Annotated in this window: 2 protein-coding genes; both read right to left on the bottom strand. The window is 74.3% G+C overall.

Features of this window, described 5'->3' with window-relative positions; genetic code table 11:
* On the bottom strand, positions 1 to 1,274 hold a 1,274-nt coding region (locus ABZ646_RS40960), incomplete at its 3' end, for a beta-ketoacyl synthase N-terminal-like domain-containing protein (protein WP_360531175.1).
* An 18-nt stretch (positions 1,275 to 1,292) separates the two neighbouring features.
* A partial coding sequence (locus ABZ646_RS40955; protein ID WP_360531172.1) for a type I polyketide synthase occupies positions 1,293 to 4,418 on the bottom strand: 3,126 nt, incomplete at its 5' end.

Here is a 4,418-nt window from a genome sequence, read left to right as displayed (position 1 = left end):
GTCAGCAGTTCCACGGCCCCCGCGGACCAGTCCACCTGTGGTGTCGGCACGTCCACGTGCAGGGTCCGCGGCAGTACTGCGTGCCGCATCGCCATGACCATCTTGATGATGCCGGCCACTCCGGCGGCGGCCTGCGCGTGCCCGATGTTCGACTTCAGCGAGCCCAGCCACAGGGGCCGCTCACGGTCCTGCCCGTAGGTGGCCAGCAGGGCCTGTACCTCGATCGGATCGCCGAGTCGGGTGCCGGTGCCGTGGCCTTCGACCGCGTCGATGTCCGAGGGGGCGAGGTGGGCGGCGTCCAGTGCCTGGCGGATGACGCGTTGCTGGGAGGGGCCGTTGGGGGCGGTGAGGCCGTTGGAGGCGCCGTCCTGGTTGACGGCGCTGCCGCGGACCACCGCCAGCACCCGGTGCCCCAGCCGTTCCGCGTCCGACAGGCGCTCCAGGACCAGTACGCCCACGCCCTCCGCCCAGCCCGTGCCGTCCGCCGCCGCGCCGTACGCCTTGCAACGGCCGTCCTCGGCCATGCCGCGCTGCCGGGAGAATCCGACGAAGACGCTGGGCGTCGACATGACGGTGGCGCCGCCCGCCAGGGCCATGGAACACTCGCCCGACCGGAGGGCCTGGGCCGCCAGGTGCAGGCACACCAGGGAGGACGAGCACGCCGTGTCCACCGTCACCGCGGGGCCCTCGAAGCCGAGCGCGTACGACACCCGGCCGGTGAGCACGCTCGCCGAGCTGCCCGTCATCAGGTAGCCCTCGACGCCGTCGGGAACCGCGTCGACATCGGTGGCGTAATCCTGGTTGAGGGTGCCGAAGTAGACGCCGATGTCCTTGCCGCGCAGGGCGGTCGGGTCGATGCCGGCCCGTTCGAACGCCTCCCATGACGTTTCGAGGAGCAGCCGCTGCTGCGGGTCCATCGCCAGGGCCTCGCGCGGGGAGATGCCGAAGAAACCCGCGTCGAAGTCGCCCGCGTCGCGCAGGAAGCCGCCCTGGCGGACGTAGCTGGTGCCGGGGTGGTCGGGGTCCGGGTCGAAGAGGTCGTCCAGGTCCCAGCCCCGGTCCTCGGGGAAGGCGCCGACGGCGTCGCCACCGGCCGCCACCAGGTTCCACAGGTCCTCGGGTGACGTCACGCCGCCCGGCAGCCGGCAGGCCATGCCGACGATGGCGACGGGTTCCGTGCGTGCGGCCTCGATCTGGTCGAGCCGCTGCCGGGTCTCGTGCAGGTCGGCGGTCACCCGCTTGAGATACCGGACCAGTTTCTCGTCATTGTCCACCGGCGATCACCTTCCTCTTCACTCGTGGGCGCGGCTGGGGTCCGACGGGTCGACGATCCCGAACTCCTCGTCGATGAAGGCCAGGACGTCGTCGACCGATGCTGTGTCGAGCGTCGTCTGGATGCTGTCGGTGCCGCCGGCCGGTCCGGGGGCGACGGTGCTGAGCCGGGCCGCCAGCATCCGGAGCCGGGCGGCGGCGACGGTGTCCTTGGCCCGGTCGGCCGGGCGGGCCGCCACCAGGTCCTCCAGCCGTGCCAGCTCGCCCAGCAGCGGGTCCTCCGCGGTGCCCGTGTCCAGCAGGGTGTTCAGGTGGTCGGCGAGTGTCCCGGGTGTCGGGAAGTCGAAGGCGAAGGTGGCGGGAAGGCGCAGCCCGGTGCGGGCGAGGAGCCGGTCGCGCAGTTCGATCACCGTGAGCGAATCGAAGCCGACGTCGGTGAAGGCCGCCTCGTGCCCGATGCGGCCGACGGAGGTGTGACCGAGGACGTGGGACGCTTCCTGCCGGACCAGGTCGAGGAGGATCGCCTGCCGGTCGGCGGCGCCCACGCCGGCCAGCCGGGTGCTGAGCGCGTCCGCCCCGTCGGCCGGTGCCCGCCTGACCCGCTGCCGCCCGCGCCGGGGTTGGGGGACCAGGCCGCGCAGCAGCGGGGGGACCGGCCTGCCGGCGGCCTGGGCACGCAGGGCGCCCACGTCCAGCTTCATGGGGAGCAGTACCGGTGTGCCGCCGCGCAGTGCGGCGTCGAACAGTGCCATGCCCTCGGCCGCCGACAGTGGTGTCATGCCGTCGCGGGCGAGCCTGCGGTGGTCGGTGGCGTCGAGTCCGGCCGTCATGCCGGCGTCCTGGGCCCACATGCCCCAGCCGAGGGAGAGCGCCGGGAGTCCCCGGGCGGCGCGGTGCTGTGCCAGGGCGTCCAGGTAGGCGTTGGCGGCGGCGTAGTTGCCCTGCCCCGAGCTGCCGAAGGTGCCGGCCGCGGAGGAGAAGAGGACGAAGGCGGAGAGGTCCAAACCGGCGGTCAGTTCGTGGAGGTGGCGGGCGCCGTCCGCCTTCGGGCGCAGCACCGTGTCCATACGGTCCAGTGCCAGCGCCGTCAGTACGCCGTCGTCCAGTACGCCGGCCGTGTGCACCACCGCCGTCAACGGCGCGTCGGTCGGTACCCCGGCCAGCAGGCCGGCCACGGCCTCCCGGTCCCCGACGTCGCAGGCGAGCACGTGGACACGAGCCCCGGCCGCCTCCAGTTCCGCCGCCAGCTCGGCCGCGCCGGGCGCCTTGGGTCCGCTCCTGCTGGCCAGGACGAGACTGCGCGCTCCGTGCGTACGCACCAGGTGCCGGGCCACCACCGCACCGAGCGACCCCGTGCCGCCCGTGACGAGCACCGTGCCTTCGCCGATCGGCGTGCTGCAGGTCACGGGTGTCTTACCCGGAGCCCCGGCGCGCACGAGCCGGCGCAGGAAGCACCGTCCCTCGCGGACCGCGGCCTGTGTCTCGTCGGCGGCGAACAGGGCGGGTACGAGCGTGCTCAGTTCCGTGCGCGAGGACGGCGCGTCGTCGATGTCGACCAGGGCGACGCGTCCGGCGTTCTCCGACTGCGCGGTCCCGGCCAGACCCCACAGGGCGCCGAGCGCGGGGTCGACATCCTCTCCCGGTGCCACGGCCACCGCACCCCTGGTGATCACGGCCAGCCGCGTGCCGTCCAGGGCCGGTTCGGCCGACCACGCCTGGACGACGGCCAGCAGGCGGCCGGTCAGGTCGCGCAGGGCGCCGGGTTCCGTCAGCTCGACCATCAGCGTGCCGGTGAGGCCGCCGCCGCGTGCGGCCAGTGCACGCACGTCCGCCGCCGTGCCGACCGGCACCGTCACGGACTCCGTGACGTGGTCCGGGGCGGACGGTGCCGCCGGCGTCGTCTCCTCCCAGTCCGGGCGCAGCAGGTGCTCGGAGGCCTGGCCGCCGGCGAACCGCGCGGGCTCGACCGGGCGGGACACCATCGAGCCCACGGACGCGACGGGGGCGCCGGTCCCGTCGGCCAGGTGCAGGGTCATGCTGTCCCCGCCGGTCGGAACCACCCGTACCCGCACGGCTGTGGCACCCGTGGCGTGCAGGGTGACGTCGCGCCACACGTAGGGCAGTGTCGTGTGCGCGCCGGTACGGTCGGCGCGATGCTGGAAGTCGGCCGCGTGCAGGGCGGCGTCGAGGAGCGCCGGGTGCAGTCCGAAGGCCGCCGCCCGGTCCTCGTGGTCGTCGGGCAGGGCCACCTCGGCGTACACCGCGCCGTCCACGCGCCAGGCGGCCCGCACCCCCTGGAACACGGGCCCGTAGCGGTACCCGGCCTGCTCCAGACCGTCGTACAGTGCCGCCACCTCCGCCGGGTCCACGGCGACGGCGCCCGCCGGCGGCCACACCGACAGGTCCACCGCCTCCGGTGTCGTACTCGGCGTCGTATCCGGCGCGGATATCGGACGCAGCGTCCCGGAGGCGTGGCGGACCCAGGCGGCGCCCGCGTCCTCGGCCCGCGAGTGCATCCGTACCGTGCGCCGGCCGTCCTCCCCGGCCGCCCCCACGCTCACCCGCAGCCGAACCCCGGTGCCCTCGGCCAGCGGCAGCGGTGTCTCCAGGACCAGTTCCTCGACCGCGCCGCACCCCACCTCGTCACCGGCCCGCACGGCCAGTTCCACGAACGCCGCCCCCGGCAGCAGTACCGCTCCGGCCGCGACGTGGTCGGCCAGCCACGGGTGGGTGGCCAGGGACAGCCGGGACGTGAACAGCACCTCCTCCGACTCCGGCACCTCCACCACCGCGCCCAGCAACGGGTGACCGGTCTCCTCCAAGCCCGCCGCCGTCACGTCGCCGGCCGCCGCGCCGTCCGCCGTCAGCCAGTAGGTCTCCCGCTGGAACCGGTAGGTCGGCAGGTCGGCCGGGCCGGCGTCCGTCCGGCCGAGCAGCGCGGACCGGTCGACCGATACGCCCCGGGTGTGGCAGACGGCCAGTGCCGTGAGGACGGTGTGTACCTCGTTGCCGTCGTGGCGCAGTGCGGGGACGAACACGGCCTGGCTCTGTGGGCCGGAGTCGAGGTTTTCGCGGGCCATGGCGGTGAGGGTGCTGTCGGGGCCGAGTTCGAGGTAGGTGGTGACGCCGTGGTCGGCGAGGGTGTG

Origin of the sequence: Streptomyces sp. NPDC007162 (assembly GCF_040634175.1) — a bacterium.
Classification (GTDB): domain Bacteria; phylum Actinomycetota; class Actinomycetes; order Streptomycetales; family Streptomycetaceae; genus Streptomyces.
The sequence above is the reverse complement of the archived record's forward strand: the minus strand, read 5'-3'. Positions and strand labels throughout refer to the sequence as shown.